The 14,940-nt window shown below is 63.6% G+C and carries 20 protein-coding genes; 8 read left to right on the top strand and 12 right to left on the bottom strand.

The window, feature by feature from the left end; translation table 11 throughout:
• Positions 1-32: 32 nt before the first annotated feature.
• Positions 33-1,466, bottom strand: a complete 1,434-nt coding sequence (gene leuC / locus V2I30_RS06705) for a 3-isopropylmalate dehydratase large subunit (RefSeq protein ID WP_330661318.1) — start codon at positions 1,464-1,466, stop codon at positions 33-35.
• Positions 1,467-1,591: 125 nt separating this feature from the next.
• On the opposite strand from leuC, the gene V2I30_RS06700 reads away from it, so the two are divergent.
• From V2I30_RS06700 to V2I30_RS06690, 3 genes are all read left to right on the top strand, one after another.
• Positions 1,592-1,996, top strand: a complete 405-nt coding sequence (locus tag V2I30_RS06700; protein ID WP_330661317.1) for an acyl-CoA thioesterase — start codon at positions 1,592-1,594, stop codon at positions 1,994-1,996.
• 95 nt (positions 1,997-2,091) lie between these two features.
• Positions 2,092-2,907 carry a fatty acid desaturase gene (locus V2I30_RS06695; protein WP_330661316.1) on the top strand — a complete coding sequence of 272 codons (816 nt, stop codon included), beginning with the start codon at positions 2,092-2,094 and terminating at the stop codon, positions 2,905-2,907.
• Entirely contained in the window at positions 2,904-3,404 is a 501-nt protein-coding gene (locus tag V2I30_RS06690; RefSeq protein WP_330661315.1) for a sterol desaturase family protein, read from the top strand. Before V2I30_RS06695 ends, V2I30_RS06690 begins: the two co-directional genes overlap by 4 nt.
• 14 nt (positions 3,405-3,418) lie before the next feature.
• Here V2I30_RS06690 and V2I30_RS06685 read toward each other — a convergent pair whose 3' ends face one another.
• From V2I30_RS06685 to V2I30_RS06635, 11 genes are all read right to left on the bottom strand, one after another.
• Positions 3,419-3,784, bottom strand: coding sequence for a YbaN family protein (locus V2I30_RS06685; RefSeq protein WP_330661314.1), 366 nt, complete (start codon positions 3,782-3,784; stop codon positions 3,419-3,421).
• Positions 3,771-4,247 carry a GNAT family N-acetyltransferase gene (locus V2I30_RS06680; RefSeq protein WP_330661312.1) on the bottom strand — a complete coding sequence of 159 codons (477 nt, stop codon included), beginning with the start codon at positions 4,245-4,247 and terminating at the stop codon, positions 3,771-3,773. Before V2I30_RS06680 ends, V2I30_RS06685 begins: the two co-directional genes overlap by 14 nt.
• On the bottom strand, positions 4,240-4,659 hold the full coding sequence (locus tag V2I30_RS06675) for a SufE family protein (RefSeq protein ID WP_330661311.1): 420 nt from the start codon (positions 4,657-4,659) through the stop codon (positions 4,240-4,242). The genes V2I30_RS06680 and V2I30_RS06675 overlap by 8 nt, the downstream gene beginning before the upstream one ends.
• 63 nt (positions 4,660-4,722) lie before the next feature.
• On the bottom strand, positions 4,723-4,971 hold the full coding sequence (locus V2I30_RS06670) for a hypothetical protein (RefSeq protein WP_330661389.1): 249 nt from the start codon (positions 4,969-4,971) through the stop codon (positions 4,723-4,725).
• Positions 4,971-5,321: a hypothetical protein gene (locus tag V2I30_RS06665; protein ID WP_330661310.1), complete on the bottom strand. Its 351-nt coding sequence runs from the start codon at positions 5,319-5,321 to the stop codon at positions 4,971-4,973. Before V2I30_RS06665 ends, V2I30_RS06670 begins: the two co-directional genes overlap by 1 nt.
• Positions 5,321-5,686, bottom strand: a complete 366-nt coding sequence (locus V2I30_RS06660; protein WP_330661309.1) for a hypothetical protein — start codon at positions 5,684-5,686, stop codon at positions 5,321-5,323. The genes V2I30_RS06665 and V2I30_RS06660 overlap by 1 nt, the downstream gene beginning before the upstream one ends.
• Positions 5,683-6,012, bottom strand: a complete 330-nt coding sequence (locus V2I30_RS06655) for a hypothetical protein (protein WP_330661308.1) — start codon at positions 6,010-6,012, stop codon at positions 5,683-5,685. The genes V2I30_RS06660 and V2I30_RS06655 overlap by 4 nt, the downstream gene beginning before the upstream one ends.
• 97 nt (positions 6,013-6,109) lie before the next feature.
• The gene (gene pspC, locus V2I30_RS06650; RefSeq protein ID WP_330661307.1) at positions 6,110-6,484 is read right to left on the bottom strand and encodes an envelope stress response membrane protein PspC; all 375 of its coding nucleotides are present in this window, start codon (positions 6,482-6,484) and stop codon (positions 6,110-6,112) included.
• Positions 6,481-6,786 carry an envelope stress response membrane protein PspB gene (gene pspB, locus V2I30_RS06645; protein WP_330661306.1) on the bottom strand — a complete coding sequence of 102 codons (306 nt, stop codon included), beginning with the start codon at positions 6,784-6,786 and terminating at the stop codon, positions 6,481-6,483. Before pspB ends, pspC begins: the two co-directional genes overlap by 4 nt.
• Positions 6,787-6,789: 3 nt before the next feature.
• A complete protein-coding gene (gene pspA, locus V2I30_RS06640) occupies positions 6,790-7,590 on the bottom strand; it encodes a phage shock protein PspA (protein ID WP_330661388.1) in 801 nt (266 codons plus the stop codon).
• A 197-nt stretch (positions 7,591-7,787) separates the two neighbouring features.
• Positions 7,788-7,958 carry a hypothetical protein gene (locus V2I30_RS06635; RefSeq protein WP_330661305.1) on the bottom strand — a complete coding sequence of 57 codons (171 nt, stop codon included), beginning with the start codon at positions 7,956-7,958 and terminating at the stop codon, positions 7,788-7,790.
• A 179-nt stretch (positions 7,959-8,137) separates the two neighbouring features.
• On the opposite strand from V2I30_RS06635, the gene pspF reads away from it, so the two are divergent.
• The 5 genes from pspF (at position 8,138) to infB (ending at position 14,927) form a co-directional block, all read left to right on the top strand.
• Positions 8,138-9,190 carry a phage shock protein operon transcriptional activator gene (gene pspF / locus V2I30_RS06630; protein ID WP_330661304.1) on the top strand — a complete coding sequence of 351 codons (1,053 nt, stop codon included), beginning with the start codon at positions 8,138-8,140 and terminating at the stop codon, positions 9,188-9,190.
• 176 nt (positions 9,191-9,366) lie between these two features.
• Entirely contained in the window at positions 9,367-9,933 is a 567-nt protein-coding gene (rimP, locus tag V2I30_RS06625; RefSeq protein WP_330661303.1) for a ribosome maturation protein RimP, read from the top strand.
• Complete coding sequence (nusA, locus tag V2I30_RS06620) at positions 9,933-11,609, top strand: transcription termination factor NusA (protein WP_330661302.1); 1,677 nt, start codon at positions 9,933-9,935, stop codon at positions 11,607-11,609. Before rimP ends, nusA begins: the two co-directional genes overlap by 1 nt.
• Positions 11,590-12,309: a DUF448 domain-containing protein gene (locus V2I30_RS06615; RefSeq protein WP_330661301.1), complete on the top strand. Its 720-nt coding sequence runs from the start codon at positions 11,590-11,592 to the stop codon at positions 12,307-12,309. The genes nusA and V2I30_RS06615 overlap by 20 nt, the downstream gene beginning before the upstream one ends.
• A 74-nt stretch (positions 12,310-12,383) precedes the next feature.
• A complete protein-coding gene (gene infB / locus V2I30_RS06610; RefSeq protein WP_330661300.1) occupies positions 12,384-14,927 on the top strand; it encodes a translation initiation factor IF-2 in 2,544 nt (847 codons plus the stop codon).
• The last annotated feature ends 13 nt before the right edge of the window (positions 14,928-14,940 follow it).

Raw genomic sequence — 14,940 nt, 5'->3', positions numbered from 1 at the left:
GATCGTAACCCCGCCGCACAGGCAGGTTGCTTTCAACTTTCGAGGGTCCGGACGTCGGCGAGCTTTCCCGCGACTGCTGCTGCCGCGGCCATGGCGGGGGAGAGCAAATGAGTGCGCGCGCCCGGACCCTGGCGTCCGACGAAGTTGCGATTACTGGTCGAGGCGCAGCGCTCGCCTGCGGGCACCTTGTCGGGGTTCATGCCGAGGCAGGCCGAGCATCCCGGCTCGCGCCATTCGAAACCGGCGTCGATAAAGATGCGATCGAGCCCCTCCGCCTCCGCCTGTCGCTTGACCAGGCCCGAACCGGGCACGACGATCGCCCAGCGCACATTGTCCGCCTTGCGCCGCCCCTCGAGCACCGCGGCGGCGGCTCGCAAATCCTCGATCCGGCTGTTGGTGCAGCTGCCGATGAAGACGTTCTGGATTCCAATCTCGGTCATCGGCGTCCCGGCGGTGAGGCCCATATAATCGAGGCTCTTTTGCGCCGCACGCTGCTTGTCCTGCTCCGTGAAACTTTCGGGGGAGGGAACCGTGCCGGTAATCGGCACGACGTCTTCGGGACTGGTGCCCCAGGTGACAGTCGGGGCGACGTTGGTTGCATCCACCGTCACGCTGGTATCGAACACCGCGCCTTCGTCCGTCGCCAAACTGCGCCAATAGGCGAGGGCCTCGTCCCAGGCTGCCCCGCGCGGGGCCATCGGACGTCCTTTCAGATAGGCAAAAGTGGTCTCGTCCGGCGCGATCAGCCCGGCACGCGCGCCCGCCTCAATGCTCATATTGCAGACAGTCAGCCGCTCTTCGATGCTCATCGCCTCGAAGACGCGGCCGCGATATTCGATGACATGCCCGCTGCCTCCCGATGCGCCGATCTGGCCGATGATGTGAAGGATCAGGTCTTTCGCCGTGACGCCTTCGCCCAGCATACCTTCGACCCGAATTTCCATTGTCTTAGAGCGCTTGAGCAGCAGTGTTTGGGTCGCGAGCACATGCTCGACCTCGCTCGTTCCGATCCCGAAGGCCAGAGCGCCAAGCCCGCCGTGACAGGCCGTGTGCGAATCGCCGCAAACAATCGTGGCACCGGGGAGGGAAAAGCCCTGCTCCGGGCCGACCACATGGACGATCCCCTGTTCGGCCGCCAATGCATCGATATAGCGGATGCCGAAGGCTGGCGCGTTGCGCTCCAGCGCGGCGAGCTGCGCGGCGCTTTGCGGGTCGGCGATCGGCAGCCGCGCTCCGGCCGCGTCGCGACGCGCGGTGGTCGGCAGATTGTGGTCGGGGACGGCCAGCGTCAGTTCGGGGCGACGCACCGCGCGACCTGCGAGGCGCAGCGCCTCGAATGCCTGCGGGCTGGTAACTTCATGCACCAGATGCCGGTCGATATAGAGGATCGCGGTCCCGTCATCGCGGGTTTCGACGACGTGATCGTCCCAGATCTTTTCATACAATGTCCGCGGGCAGCTCGCCATCAAAGGTCCTTTTTTGGATGCCGGACCATCGGAGTAGCGGCGGCCCGGTCGCACTGACAAGGTATAGCGCAAGTTCGGTGCAGTTTGTCATGGAAAGGAAAGGTTTTTCCGTCTAACTGACATTCATGTCAGCAAGGCCCTTCACCCATCCGATCACCGTCGCGCCCGAAGATATCGACTTCATGGGGCACGTGAACAATGCGCGCTATCTCGGCTGGGTGCAGGATGCGGTGCTGGCGCATTGGAACAAGATCGCGCCGGCGGAAGACGTTGCGGCCAAGGCATGGGTCGCGCTCAAGCATGAGATCACCTATCGCAAGCCCGCCTTTCTCGACGACGATGTCATCGCGCAGACCGTGCTCGAGCGGTATTATGGCGCGCGCGCCTTCTATCGCACGGTGATCCGCCGGGGCGAGGACGTGCTTGCCGAAGTGCAGTCGAGCTGGTGTTGCATCGATGCCGAAACCCTGCGGCCGGCGCGCATCGGCGAACATCTGCGCGAATTCTTCTTTCCCGAACCTGATACCTGAAATCGCGGGTTCGGGGGGCGAACCTGCGCGATTGCGCCGGCCGCTCAACAGCTTATACGAAGCCAGGTGCTTTCCGCCTGCGTATCTCTCCCAGCATGAACGATGACGCCTCTCTCCTTCCGCCCCGTGCGGTCCAGAGCGCGATCGGCATTGTGCTTGCCCTTGCCATCGCCGGTAGTTGGCTGACGATCCACGCATTTGCGATGTTCGTCTTCGAGCTCAGCTGGGCAAATCTGCCGCTCGCGCTCGCAATGGCGGCGGTGCAGTGCTGGCTTTCGGTCGGGGTGTTCATCGTCTGCCATGATGCCATGCACGGGACCCTGACGCCCTCGGCAAAGCGGCTGAACGGCTGGATCGCGGCGCCGCTGCTGTTTCTCTATGCCGGCTTCCGCTGGCCCACCCTGCGCGACGCCCATCATACACATCACCGGATGGCGGGGCGGGCGGGCGATCCCGACTTCGATGAGACCAATCCGGGCAACTTCGCCAAATGGTATGCAACCTTCTTCAAGCGCTATTTCGGCTGGCAATCGCTCGTCTTCGTGCATGTCGTGGTCGGCATTTACTGGCTCCTCCTTGACATCCCGATGGTGCAGATCGTGCTCCTCTACGGCGCGCCGGCGCTACTTTCCTCGCTGCAGCTGTTCTATTTCGGCACCTATCGCCCGCATTGTCACCGCAAGGATGCGCCCTTTGCCGACGCCAACAATGCGCGCACGGACAATTTCCGCACGATCGCCAGCCTCGCCACCTGCTTTCATTTCGGCTATCATCTCGAGCATCATCGCCGGCCCGATGTGCCCTGGTGGGCGCTGCCCCGGGCGAAGCGGGCAGGTATTGGCGGTGTCACGCAAACCCGCGTGGATCAGGAGCAAGCGGGCATGGGCACATTTGAAGAGCCGATCGCATGAGCTGGATCGAGGCCATTGCCGTTACGATGGGCGCGCTCGTCTTCATGGAGTTCTTCGCCTGGTTCGCGCACAAATACATCATGCACGGGTTTGCATGGGGCTGGCACCGCGACCATCACGAGCCGCACGACAACACGCTGGAGAAGAACGACCTGTTCGCGGTCGTCTTCGGCACGGTCAACGCCGCCATGTATATTTTCGGCGCGCTCTACTGGGATGCGTTGTGGTGGGCGGCGCTGGGCATCAATCTCTACGGCGTTGTCTACGCAGTCGTGCATGATGGCATGGTTCACCAGCGTTTCGGCCGCTACGTGCCGAAGAACGCCTATGCCAAGCGACTGGTGCAAGCGCACCGGCTGCATCACGCGACGATCGGCAAAGAGGGCGGGGTCAGTTTCGGCTTCGTCCTTGCCCGCGATCCGGCGAAGCTCAAGACAGAGTTGAGGGAACAGGCGAAAACGGGCGTCGCGCGGGTACGTGACAGCGCCCGGGCCTAGGCTCGCCTGAGAACCTATTCCGGCCGCGTCGCGATCCAGCTTCCGACGAGTATCAGGACCGCGATCGAGATCCAGGCGTAGGGGAAGCCGAGCGTCACCCACGTAAAGCCCACCCCGGCCAGCAGCGAAAGCACCGACCAGACCTTCGCCTGTCGCGGTATCGCGCGCCGCTCCCGCCATTCGCGCACCTGCGGACCGAAAGTCGGATGCTCGAGAATGCGGCGCTCCCAGCCCGGGTTGCTGCGCGCGAAGCAATAGATCGCGACCAGCAGGAACGGCACGGTCGGGATCAAGGGCAGGGCCGCGCCGATAGCCGCCAAGGCGACGAACAACAGGCCGATCACGAGATAAATGCGGCGCATCGCGTCAGCGGTCCGCATCGGTTTCGCGCAGTGTCTTCGTCAGGACCGGGAGAACCCGTCCGGGGATCGAGCCCGACGCCTCTTCTCCCTGAAGCTCGAAGCCGAGGCGATAGAACGCGGCGGCGTCCGGATCCGCTGTAACGATCAGATGCGCAGTTCCGGCTGCGGTCGCCCTTGCATAAGCTCGCTTCAACAAGGCGCGACCTATCCCACTGCCGATCCGGTCCGGATCGACGAAGAGCTTTTCGATCTCCATCCCGCGCCCATCCGATCGCCATTGCGCAATACCTACGATCCTGCCGTCCTGCTCCGCGGCGATCACGGTACTCTGCACAAGATCGCGGCGTCGCAGGGTCAGTTCCGTCCGGCATGCTTCGATGAAGGTCGTGTCGTAGCCCCAATACGCCTTCGAGCGCAGGCACAGCGCGCTCGCATCGGCCAGTTCGTGCTCGCGAAGCGGCCGTAGCGTAAGGTCAGGCATCGGCCAGCCGCGCGGCATGCTCCTTTACCAGCGCGATCATGTTGGGGACGCCTTGCGTGCGGTTCGAGGAGAGCTGGTTCTTGAGATCGAAGGGTGCGAGCGCTTCCATCACGTCCATCTGCGCGACCTCGCGTGCCGGCCTGTCCTGGACCGCAGCTATCACCAGCGCGACTATACCTTTGGTGATTGCGGCGTTGCTGTCGGCGAGAAAGTGGAGGCGCGCCTCATCGCCGGCGCCAGCTTCGGTCGGATAGACCCAGACCGCCGCCGAGCATCCGCGAACCAGCGTCGCATCGGTCTTGAGCGCGTCGGGCATGGCGTCGAGTTCGCGGCCCAGTTCGATCAGCAACGCATAGCGTTCGTCGCCTTCGAGAAATTCATATTCTTCGAGAATGTCGGAGAGTTCGCGCATGGCGGTGCATCTAGGAATGGGCGGCCCGCAAAGGAAGGGGCGCGAAGACACGAGCGCGAGGGTTTAAAGTTCTACGCCCGCTGCGATGGCTTCGAGCTTCTTGATCCGCTCTTTCATATCGGCGAGTTCGATCCGCGCAGCGCCGGCCTGCGCGCCGCCCTCGATTTCGGCTCGGGCGGCCTTACGCGGCCCCCGATCGAGTTCCTGACGCTTGTATTCGAGCCAGTTCTGCCATCCGCGCAGCAATGCGAAGGCGACGACGCAGATCCCGACAAGGCACGCAGCGGTGATAACCAGCGTGGGTTCCATCATCATTTGCTTTGCTCCTTCTCACTTGATTGCGACGTCCCGCTTACCGATTGCGCGGCGACCGAGCCTTCCTCGGGCGCGCGCAGGGCTTCGATTTCCGCGGCGATCCGCGCACGCTCGCGTGCATCGGGGTTGTTGCCGTCGGTGGCGATGCGTTCGAGCACGTGCAGCCGATCGCGCAGCTGTTCGATCTCGCGGCGCGTGGCATCCGCCTCGTCATCACGTGGAGGCGCGAAGACCGGGTTGCCGTCCTCGTCGCGCGTGACCCCGAGATCGCGATCATTGCGGCGTGTCCAGATCTGGACGAAGGCCCAGATCGCCACGATGACGACAGCGGCGGTCCACAAACTCATCAGGCGTTCCCTTCGTCCTTGCGTTGCTCGAGCGTGCGCTCGCGCAGGCTTTCGATTTCGGAGCCCAGTGCGTAACCGCTGTCGGTCACGATCCGCTCGACATTGGCAAGGCGATCCTTGACCGAGCCCAGCTCGGCGCGAAGCTCGGCGTTCTCCTGGGTGAGGAGCGTCACTCGCTGTTTCGACTGGCTGTCCGAACTAGGGCGCAGCGACTGGCCCCACATGCCTTCGAGCGGATAGCCGTGCGAGATCTTGAGGCGGGTCGTGTGAATCCATCCCGCCACGCCGGCCGCCGCAACGGCCAGCCCGCCGCCGATGATCCAAGGCAGGTGCGGCGCCAAAGTGGCCGCGGCATCGATGCTCATCCGACATCCTCCTTCTTCGCAATATTGAGGGGCACGCCAGAACCGTCTTCCTCGGCGACGCGGCGCTCTTGCACGTCCTTCACATCGCGCAAGGCTTCGATCTGGGTGGCGACATCGTAGCCGCCATCGGTAACGATACGCTCGAGAACCTGGACGCGGCTTTCAAGCTGGGCGATCTGCGAGGAATATTGCGCGGCCTTTTCCGCGCTTTGCGACGCCGTTGCCTCGAGCCGCTTTTCCTCCATCTTGTTGCGCTGCTGCATCCACACAATGAGCACCACCATCAGGAACGGCGCGAGAGGTATCAGATAGGCCCAGTCCCACATGTCGTCTTTCTCCTGTGTTCTATTCCTGCCGGATCTTGAATTTCGCGCGTGGTGCGAAGGGTGGGGTCGGTCCGACGCATCTCTCGCCCGCTCCGGTTCAGCGCAGCTCCTCGATCTCGGCGGTCAGGCGCGGATTGTTGCTGACGTAATAGGTTTCTACGTCGGCGAGGCGGCGGTCGATGTCGCGGAAGCGGGCGCGGATTTCGCGGGCCGAGCGACTCGGGCTCTGGCGCACGCGCTGCCAATATTGCTGCTCCTGATTGTCGCGGTAGAGATGCGGCGGTTTCTTTTGCAGCAGGAAGCCAGCGACGAAATAGGCGAGCAGCGGCCAGCCGAAGGCGATGGTGAGCGCGACCGTGCCCAGGCGCAGCCAGAAGGCGTCGATCCCGGTGTAGTCGGCAATCCCGGAGCACACGCCCATGATCTTGGCATTGTGCTTGTCGCGGTAGAGCGAAGTGCGGGGGCTGTTCATGAATTGGCTCCTTTCTTTTCGGCGATCAGCTGTTCGAGTTCGCGCAGCTGCTGGTTGTCGCGTTCCTGGTCGGCCTGCAGGCGCTTCACCGGAGTGAAGGCGGGGTCGTCATTGGCAACCAGGCGTTCGACCGTATCCATGCGCTCGTCGAGGCGCTTGGCGAGATTGTAGAGTTCTTCAAGCAGAACCTCGTCGTCCGAGGTGATCGTCGCCGCGGTCTTCCACTTGGTGGTATAGTGAAGGATCAGCCACGGCAAGGCGATGAAGAGTACTCCGAGAATGACGATCAGATCTCCATCCATGATTTACTTCCCTTCTTCGGCGTCGTTGGGCTTGCCGAGCGCCTTTTTCATCTGAGCCAGCTCGTCGTCGATCGCATCGGCGCCTTCGAGCGCGGCGATCTCGTCCGACAGGGTCGGCTGGCCTTCATTGCCGATGGCGATCGCATCGGCGCGGCCTTCGGCATAATCGACCCGGCGTTCGAGCTGATCGAAGCGCGCCAATGCTTCGTCGGTCCGCTCGGTGCTCATCAGCGTGCGCAGCTTGACGCGGTTTTCCGCGCTTTCGAGGCGCGCGGCAATCGCGGTCTGGCGGCTGCGGGCTTCGCGCAGGCGATGCTGCAGCTTCTGAATGTCGTCCTCGTAAGCGCGCAGCGCGTCGTCGAGCACGGCGATCTCGGCGCGCAGCTGTTCGGACATGCCGCTCGCCTTCTTCTTCTCGACCAGCGCGGCGCGGGCCAGGTCTTCGCGGTCTTTCGACAGCGCAAGCTGTGCCTTCTCGCCCCAGTCCGCCTGCAGCCGGTCAAGCTTCACCACATGCCGGTGCATTTCTTTCTGATCGGCTATCGTGCGCGCGGCGCTCGCCCGAACTTCCACCAGCGTTTCCTCCATCTCGAGGATAATCATGCGGATCATTTTCGAAGGATCATCCGCTTTATCGAGCATATCGGTGAAATTTGCAGCGATGATGTCACGCGTGCGGCTGAAAATGCCCATGAAGGCTACTCCATCGAGAAACGGGTTGGTGCTGTTGGCGCGCGAGTCGTCCGCGCCCGCGCTGCGAGCGCGATCTTGCGTCGGGGTGGGGCTGCGGCGCAAGGCCTCGATTTCTGCATCGAGCCGCGAGTTGCGGCGAGCGGGCGAAGGGGCAGAAGCAGCCGGACGGGCCGAAGCGGCTTGCGATCCGTGCCCGGCTGGCGGGGACTGATCATCCGAGCGATCGCCGGCCGCGTCGGGCTTGTCGCCTTTCGCGCCGCGCTCCGGCCCTAGGGGAAATTCATCGTGGCTGCTCACAACTCGATCCTTCAGGCGATTTCGACCGTGGCGATCGCAACCGGAACCTGCGGCTGCGCCATTTGCGCATCGGCCGACACCAGGTTCATCTGAGTGGTCAGCGCAACCATGGCGGTCATCGCGGCGATGCTGGCGAGCGAAGCGTGGCCGAGCTTGGTGCGGAAGAAGTCGAAGCTGTACATGGGTTGGGTCTTTCCTTGATGCGTGTCTGCTAGTCTCGCCCCTCTTTTTGCATCTTGCGTGCCAAAACCGAAAAGCCAAGCAATTACAGATACCTATCAAGCAAACTCGTTACCGTACCTAGTGAGTCTTGCCAACTATTGGGAAATTTCACTATATCTTGGCCGAAAGGAGGGCTCTCGTGGAGCGGGAAAACCAGTTTATCGGCCAGTCCGGCGCTTTTCTCGACGCGGTCGAGCGGGCCAGTCGTGCCGCGCCGATGAGCCGCCCGGTCCTGGTCATCGGCGAGCGTGGGACCGGCAAGGAATTGATCGCCGAGCGGCTCCATCGCCTGTCGACCCGCTGGGACGAGCCACTGGTGACGATGAATTGCGCCGCGCTCCCCGAAACGCTGATCGAAGCCGAATTGTTCGGCCATGAGGCAGGAGCCTTCACCGGTGCTACCAAGGCGCGCGCGGGAAGGTTCGAGGAAGCCGACAAGGGCACTTTATTTCTCGACGAATTGGGCACTTTGTCGATGGCGGCGCAGGAACGCCTGCTGCGCGCAGTCGAATACGGCGAGGTCACACGGATCGGCGCCTCTCGCCCGGTGCGCGTCGATGTGCGGATCGTTGCGGCGACCAATGACGACCTGCCCGGACTTGCATCGAGCGGGGAGTTCCGTGCGGACCTGCTCGACCGGTTGAGCTTCGAGGTCATCACCCTGCCGCCGCTGCGCGTGCGCGAAGGCGATGTGGGAGTGTTGGCGGAGTATTTCGCGCGCCGCATGGCGGCCGAGCTCGACTGGATGGCGTGGCCCGGTTTCGCGCCGCATGTGACGCAGCAACTCGAGGAACATGACTGGCCCGGCAATGTGCGCGAGCTGCGCAACGTGGTCGAGCGCGCGATTTACCGCTGGGACAATCCCGAAGAGCCGGTCGCCCATGTCCAATTCGATCCCTTCGACAGTCCTTGGAAACCCGCGGCTCCGCCCCACCGCGCGACCTCTGCGGCCTCGCAGAACGCCGGGAACCCAGCGAGCGAGGCGTCAGCCCCCGCCAAAGCAAGTCCTGCCGATTTCGACGATATCGACGACCTGCGCGCGGCGGTCGACGGTCATGAGCGCGCGATAATCGAACATTGCCTGGGCAAGCATCGCTGGAACCAGCGCCAGACGGCCAAAGCCCTCGGCCTCAGCTACGATCAGCTGCGCCATTGCATCAAGAAGCACGGTTTGATGGAAGAGGCGGATTGACGCTAAGGGGGAGCGGAAAAAGGGTATGGGGAAATCGGTCGTCCCCTCTTGCCAAAGCATGTTGTCGCGCCTAACTGCACATCCATCCCGACATCGTCGAGACTTTTAAGGGGCTGGCGCCGCAAGGGGCCGGCGCCACACGGCTTGGCCAAATTGAAGGACTACTACGCCACCGAATGACCGATATCGCGCGCCTCACCGACCTGATCGAACCCGAAGCGCAAGCTCTGGGTTTCGAACTCGTGCGCGTGAAGATGATGCCATCGGAGGCTGGAGATGGCGGTCAGGCCTTGCAGATCATGGCGGAGAATCCGGCGACCGGGCAATTGGTGATCGAGCAATGCGCCGCGCTCTCGCGCCGGGTGTCCGATGCGATCGATGCGCGCGAAGAGGATGGCGAGGTGCTGGTCGAAGGTGCCTATCATCTCGAAGTGTCCTCGCCGGGCATCGACCGACCTCTTACCCGCGAAAAGGACTTCGCGAACTGGGCCGGCCATGAAGCGCGGATCGTGATGGCCAAGGGCTATGACGGTCAGCGCGTCTATAAAGGCGAGCTTGTCGGCATCGAAAATGGTATGGTGACCATCACCGATGCGAAAGCTGGCGAGTCTAGGCTCCCGCAGGAACAGATGCACAGCGCGAAGCTCGAGTTGACCGACAGGCTTATCGCCGCGACCCAACCCATCGACACGGCAGGTGTCGACGAAGTGCTAGAAGACACAGAAGAAAAGGCAGACGACTGATGGCCAGTGCCATTTCCGCCAACAAGGCAGAACTGCTCGCGATCGCGAATTCCGTCGCATCCGAGAAAATGATCGACAAGGGCATCGTCATCGAGGCGATGGAAGAGGCGATCCAGAAATCGGCTCGCAACCGCTACGGCGCGGAGAATGACATTCGCGCCAAGCTCGATCCGAACACCGGCGACCTGACGCTCTGGCGCGTGGTCGAAGTCGTCGAAGAGGTCGAGGACTATTTCAAGCAGGTCGATCTGAAACAGGCGCAGAAACTTCAGGATGGGGCGAGCGTCGGCGACTTCATCGTCGACCCGCTGCCTCCAGTCGATCTCGGACGTATCGATGCGCAATCGGCGAAGCAGGTGATCTTCCAGAAGGTCCGCGATGCCGAGCGTGAGCGTCAGTTCGAGGAGTTCAAGGATCGCGCGGGCGAAATCATTACCGGTGTGATCAAGTCGGTCGAGTTCGGTCACGTGATCGTCAATCTCGGCCGCGCCGAAGGCGTCATCCGCCGCGACCAGCAGATCCCGCGTGAAGCCGCCCGTGTGGGCGAGCGCGTCCGTGCGCTCATCACCAAGGTCGAGCGTAACAACCGCGGGCCGCAGATATTTCTGTCGCGCGCCGCGCCCGATTTCATGCGCAAGCTGTTCGCACAGGAAGTGCCCGAGATTTACGACGGTATCATCGAGATCAAGGCCGCCGCCCGCGATCCGGGTTCGCGCGCCAAGATCGGCGTTATCAGCCACGATTCCAGCATCGACCCGGTCGGAGCCTGCGTCGGCATGAAGGGGAGCCGCGTTCAAGCCGTCGTTCAGGAATTGCAGGGCGAGAAGATCGACATCATTCCCTGGTCCGAAGACACCGCGACCTTCGTCGTCAACGCGCTACAGCCGGCTACGGTCGCGCGCGTCGTGCTCGACGAAGAAGACGCGCGGATCGAAGTCGTCGTGCCCGACGATCAGCTCAGCCTCGCCATCGGCCGGCGCGGGCAGAACGTGCGGCTCGCGAGCCAGCTGACCGGGCATCAGATCGACATCATGACCGAGGAAGAGGCGTCCGAAAAGCGTTCGAAGGAATTTGCCGAGCGTTCCAAGATGTTCGAGGAAGAGCTCGACGTCGACGAGACGCTTTCGCAGCTGCTGGTCGCCGAAGGCTTCGCCGAACTCGAGGAGGTCGCCTATGTCGAGCTCGAGGAACTCGCCAGCATCGAAGGGTTCGACGAAGAACTCGCCGAAGAGCTTCAGAGCCGCGCAATCGAAGCGCTCGAGCGGCAGGAAGCCGCGCATCGCGAAACCCGGCGCGAATTGGGCGTCGAAGACGACCTCGCCGAAATTCCGCATCTCAACGAAGCCATGCTGGTGACGCTGGGCAAGGCGGGGATCAAGACGCTCGACGACCTCGCGGATCTCGCCACCGACGAGCTGATCGCGAAAAAGCGCGAAGCGCCCCGCCGGCGGCAGAATTCGCCCGACGGCCCGCCGATGCGCCGCGATCGTCCGATACGCGAGGCCGACAAGGGCGGCGTGCTCGGCGAATACGGTCTGTCCGAGGAGCAGGGCAACGAAATCATCATGGCCGCCCGTGCGCATTGGTTCGACGACGAGGAACCGGCGCCGCAGGCCACGGAGGCTCCCGCAGCGGAGCAGATACAGGAGGCCGCCGATGCGGACTCCACCCAATGAGCGCGTAAGTTCCGACATCGCCGACCTGCCCGCTCCCGGAGATGCTTTCGGGAGCGAGCGGCGCTGCGTGCTATCGGGCGAAAGCCGACCGCGCGGCGAGCTGATCCGGCTGGCATTGGCGCCCGATGGCGAAGTGCATCCCGATCCGCTGTCCAAGGCCCCGGGACGCGGCGCGTGGATCCGCCCGGACCGTGCCGCGCTCGAAGTCGCGATTGCCGATGGCAGCCTGCGACGGGCGCTGATGCGTGCCTTCAAGGGAGGTCCGGCCGATGCGCGGCTTTCCTACAGCGAGGATTTGCCACATCGAATCGAGGCGGCGCTGGCACGAACATTGCTCGATCGGCTGGGTCTTGAACTACGCGGGGGAAACATCGTGCTGGGATCGGCCAGGCTGGAAGAACATGCCCGCTCGGGCCGGATCGCGCTGCTGCTGCATGCAAGCGACAGCAGCGAAGATGGTCGCAAACGCCTGGATCAGGCATGGCGGGTCGGGCTGGACGAAGAGGGGTCGGGTCGGCGCGGCGATGTCTTGCCACTGGACCGCGAGGCGTTGTCTGTGGCATTGGGCCGCGAAAATGTCGTCCATCTTGGGGTTTCGGGCCGGCAGGGATCGCCAGGCGGCGCGCCGCACCGGGTCGGACGCGACGTCACCCGCCTTCGCGCGTTTAGCGACAGCGATCCGCCCGGCGAGCGGAGCTGAACAATACGACCGCGCGAGGCCGATAACGGGCAGCGCCGGGACGACGACGAGTTTCAAAGGAATAACCAGCCAGAATGAGCGACGAAGACAAAAAACCTGCACGCAAGCCACTGGGATTGAAGAGGGCGGTCGACGCCGGCGAGGTCAAGCAGACCTTCAGCCACGGCCGCACCAACAAGGTCGCAGTCGAGGTGAAGCGGCGCCGCAAGCTCGTTAAGCCGGGTGAAGCCCCCGCGCCCGAACCTGCGCCAGCACCCGCTCCGGCGCCTGCCCCGGCGCCCGCTCCCGCCGCCAAGAAACCGGCGGCCAAGCCCGCGCCTGCGCCCAAGGCCCCGGCCGGCGAGACCCCGCAGGAACGCGTCGCACGCCTGCAGCGCGAGGCCGAAGAAGAGCGCCTGAAGCTCGCCGAAGAAGCGCGCAAGCGCGACGACCAGCGCGCAAAGGACGTGGCCGAGGAAGAGAAGCGCCGCCAGGAAGAGAACAAGAAGGCCGAGGAAGAGGCCGAAACGCAGGCGCGAGAAGACGCCGAAGCCGAGCGCCGCACCGAGGCCGACGCGGCCAGTGCCGAAGCGCAAGCAGCCGACGCGACCACGGCCAAGCCGGCTGCGCCCGTGGGCCGCAAGTTCACGCCGGTCGCCCGGCCCGAGCCGAAGCGGCCAGAGAAGAAACCGCGCAAGAAGGATGACAAGCCCGCAGCGCCCAGTCCCAAGGATAAGCGCCGCGCAGGCAAGCTTACCGTCAACCGGGCGCTGAACGAGGACGAGGGCCGCCGTGCCCGCAGCCTCGCCGCGCTCAAGCGTGCGCGGGAGAAGGAGCGCCGCATGCAGGGCGGCGGCTCTTCCAAGCCGCGCGAGAAGCAGGTGCGCGACGTTGTCGTTCCCGAAGCCATCACCGTGGGCGAACTCGCCAAGCGGATGGGCGAGAAGGGCGCGGACCTCGTCAAGGAGCTGTTCAATCTCGACATGATGGTCACCGTCAACCAGACCATCGACCAGGACACTGCCGAGCTGCTCGTGGAACAATTCGGTCACAACATCCAGAAGGTCTCCGAGGCCGATGTCGACATTCAGGCCGAAGAGGATGTCGATCCCGAAGAGACGCTGAAAGAGCGTCCGCCGGTGGTCACGATCATGGGCCATGTCGATCACGGCAAGACCAGCCTGCTCGACGCGCTGCGCGGGACCGATGTGACCAAAGGCGAAGCCGGCGGCATCACCCAGCATATCGGCAGCTACCAGATCACGACGAAGGACAAGCAGACGATCACTTTCCTCGACACGCCCGGCCACGCCGCATTCAGCGAGATGCGCGCGCGCGGGGCGAACGTGACCGATATCGTGGTGCTGGTGGTCGCGGCCGACGATGGCATCATGCCGCAGACGATCGAGGCGATTAACCACACCAAGGCCGCCGGCGTCCCGATGATCGTTGCGATCAACAAGATGGACAAGCCCGAAGCGGATCCGGACAATGTGCGCAATCGCTTGCTCGAACACGAAGTGATCGTCGAAAAGCTTTCGGGCGACGTTCAGGACGTGGAAGTATCCGCAACGAAGAAAGCCGGTCTCGACGAGCTGCTCGAAAAGATCGCGCTTCAGGCCGAACTTCTCGAACTGAAGGCGCGGCCCGATCGCGACGCCGATGCGACCGTGATCGAAGCGCAGCTCGACAAGGGCCGTGGGCCGGTCGCGACCGTGCTGGTGACTCGAGGAACGCTCGAGCGCGGCGACACCTTCGTCGTCGGCACTCAAAGCGGCCGCGTGCGTGCGATCGTCAACGACCAGGGCAAGCAGATCAAGAAGGCCGGTCCTTCCATGCCGGTCGAGGTGCTTGGCCTCGGCGGCGTCCCGTCGGCGGGCGACCAGCTGACCGTCGTCGAGAACGAACAGCGTGCCCGCGAGGTCGCTCAGTATCGCCAGGAAAAGGCGACCGAAAAGCGCACCGCGCTCGCTCCGACCAGCTTCGATACCATGTTCAACAACCTCCAGTCGAACGTCATCGAATGGCCGGTGCTGGTGAAGGCCGATGTGCAAGGTTCGGTCGAAGCGATCGTCAACGCGCTGCACAATATCTCGACCGACGACATCAAGGCCCGCGTGCTCCACGCTGGCGTTGGCGCGATTACGGAGAGCGACGTGACGTTGGCTGCGGCTTCGAACGCGCCGATCATCGGGTTCAACGTGCGCCCCAATGCCAAGGCGCGCGAACTCGTCAAGCGCGATAACGTTCGCATGATGTATTACGACGTGATCTATCATCTGACCGAGGAAGTGGCCAAGGAGATGGCCGGCGAGCTTGGCCCCGAACGGGTCGAAACCGTTGTCGGCCGCGCCGAGGTCAAGGAAGTGTTCCGCTCGGGCAAGAAGGACAAGGCCGCCGGCCTGCTGGTTACCGAGGGCGTCATCCGCAAGGGTCTTCATGCACGCTTGACGCGCGACGACGTCATCGTTTCGGCCACCACCATCGCTTCGCTGAGGCGCTTCAAGGACGATGTCGACGAAGTGCGCTCGGGTCTCGAATGCGGCGTGGTGCTGGAGGATACGAACGACATCCAGCAGGGCGACAGCCTCGAAATCTTCGAGGTCGAGGAGCGCGAGCGCACGATCGAGGTGTCGTAGACAGGCCGATCGG

It is taken from the genome of Erythrobacter sp., from assembly GCF_036351135.1.
Taxonomy (GTDB): Bacteria; Pseudomonadota; Alphaproteobacteria; order Sphingomonadales; family Sphingomonadaceae; genus Erythrobacter.
The sequence above is the reverse complement of the archived record's forward strand: the minus strand, read 5'-3'. Positions and strand labels throughout refer to the sequence as shown.

Excerpts from the sequence above, each read along its gene's own strand:
- infB (WP_330661300.1), top strand. The coding sequence starts at position 12,384 with ATGAGCGACGAAGACAAAAAACCTGCACGCAAGCCACTGGGATTGAAG.
- nusA (WP_330661302.1), top strand. The coding sequence starts at position 9,933 with ATGGCCAGTGCCATTTCCGCCAACAAGGCAGAACTGCTCGCGATCGCG.
- V2I30_RS06675 (WP_330661311.1), bottom strand. The coding sequence starts at position 4,659 with ATGCGCGAACTCTCCGACATTCTCGAAGAATATGAATTTCTCGAAGGC.
- leuC (WP_330661318.1), bottom strand. The coding sequence starts at position 1,466 with ATGGCGAGCTGCCCGCGGACATTGTATGAAAAGATCTGGGACGATCAC.
- V2I30_RS06685 (WP_330661314.1), bottom strand. The coding sequence starts at position 3,784 with ATGCGGACCGCTGACGCGATGCGCCGCATTTATCTCGTGATCGGCCTG.
- pspB (WP_330661306.1), bottom strand. The coding sequence starts at position 6,786 with ATGGATGGAGATCTGATCGTCATTCTCGGAGTACTCTTCATCGCCTTG.
- rimP (WP_330661303.1), top strand. The coding sequence starts at position 9,367 with ATGACCGATATCGCGCGCCTCACCGACCTGATCGAACCCGAAGCGCAA.
- V2I30_RS06680 (WP_330661312.1), bottom strand. The coding sequence starts at position 4,247 with ATGCCTGACCTTACGCTACGGCCGCTTCGCGAGCACGAACTGGCCGAT.
- V2I30_RS06635 (WP_330661305.1), bottom strand. The coding sequence starts at position 7,958 with ATGTACAGCTTCGACTTCTTCCGCACCAAGCTCGGCCACGCTTCGCTC.
- V2I30_RS06690 (WP_330661315.1), top strand. The coding sequence starts at position 2,904 with ATGAGCTGGATCGAGGCCATTGCCGTTACGATGGGCGCGCTCGTCTTC.
- V2I30_RS06660 (WP_330661309.1), bottom strand. The coding sequence starts at position 5,686 with ATGAGCATCGATGCCGCGGCCACTTTGGCGCCGCACCTGCCTTGGATC.
- pspC (WP_330661307.1), bottom strand. The coding sequence starts at position 6,484 with ATGAACAGCCCCCGCACTTCGCTCTACCGCGACAAGCACAATGCCAAG.
- V2I30_RS06695 (WP_330661316.1), top strand. The coding sequence starts at position 2,092 with ATGAACGATGACGCCTCTCTCCTTCCGCCCCGTGCGGTCCAGAGCGCG.
- V2I30_RS06655 (WP_330661308.1), bottom strand. The coding sequence starts at position 6,012 with ATGTGGGACTGGGCCTATCTGATACCTCTCGCGCCGTTCCTGATGGTG.
- V2I30_RS06665 (WP_330661310.1), bottom strand. The coding sequence starts at position 5,321 with ATGAGTTTGTGGACCGCCGCTGTCGTCATCGTGGCGATCTGGGCCTTC.
- V2I30_RS06700 (WP_330661317.1), top strand. The coding sequence starts at position 1,592 with ATGTCAGCAAGGCCCTTCACCCATCCGATCACCGTCGCGCCCGAAGAT.
- V2I30_RS06615 (WP_330661301.1), top strand. The coding sequence starts at position 11,590 with ATGCGGACTCCACCCAATGAGCGCGTAAGTTCCGACATCGCCGACCTG.
- V2I30_RS06670 (WP_330661389.1), bottom strand. The coding sequence starts at position 4,971 with ATGATGGAACCCACGCTGGTTATCACCGCTGCGTGCCTTGTCGGGATC.